This window comes from Streptomyces sp. SID486 (assembly GCF_009865385.1).
GTDB lineage: Bacteria > Actinomycetota > Actinomycetes > Streptomycetales > Streptomycetaceae > Streptomyces.
Genome location: NZ_WWJT01000273.1, coordinates 1 through 830 on the forward strand (window position 1 = coordinate 1; position 830 = coordinate 830).

The 830-nt window shown below is 73.3% G+C and carries 1 protein-coding gene; it reads right to left on the reverse strand.

What is annotated here, in order from left to right:
* Positions 1-58: 58 nt before the first annotated feature.
* Positions 59-454 carry a luciferase family protein gene (locus GT045_RS13400; RefSeq protein ID WP_161296715.1) on the reverse strand — a complete coding sequence of 132 codons (396 nt, stop codon included), beginning with the start codon at positions 452-454 and terminating at the stop codon, positions 59-61.
* Positions 455-830: the final 376 nt, after the last annotated feature.

Genomic DNA, 830 nt, shown 5'->3' on the forward strand with positions numbered 1-830 from the left:
CACGGCCACACCCCGGCCGCCGGATCGAGGAAGACGACGGCCGCCCGGACCCGTCGGCTCAGTAGCCGCTGAGGTCGGCCTTCACGAACCCCGCGCCCCGCTGGTCGTTGCAGCCGACGAACGGCCGGTCGGCCGGGTCGGGCCACGTCTGCGGGGCCTGGAGCGCCACGCTCGCCAGGGTCAGCAGCAGGTCGACGTCGCTGGCGGCGTCCAGGCGCAGGGTCACCCACTGTGAGCCGGGCACGATCCTGATCGCGCCCGAGTCCTTGAGGTCCTTGGCGAACCGCCGGACGGCCCGGTCGGTGAGGTGCAGATCGACATCACGCTCGGAGTGGAAGTGGACGATCTCACCCTGGACCGAACTCAGTGCCCGGCCCAGGCCGCAGCTCGGTACGGTCAGTCTGAGATCCGGCCAGGTCGCCAGTTGCGCGAGCGCACGCGAGGCCAACGTCATGGGCCCATCATGGCGCGCTCACCCGCCCGCAACCAGCTCGTGAGCGAGCATTAACCGTCCCGTATCCGCCGCGCGTTCCGGAACCCGTACACGCATCCAGCGGTCGAACGGGCCCGCCCCTGCGGCCGGTTGCCCCACCGCATGCCGCATGAGGGGTGGAACCGCAGGTGGGCGGGGACGGGCGGGCCCCCGCACCACCCGTCCCACCACCCCTCGCACGAGCGGCTCGCGCAGTTGTTCCGCTCTTCACCGGCACGCACGTCCGATACACAGTCTTTGCCGTCGGTTCACCTGCCGTCCCCCCGCGACCGGCGGACGCCCGGCGCGGCCGAGGGCGCCCGCGGGCGGGCCGCGACGGCTCCCGGCGGCAGCGGCC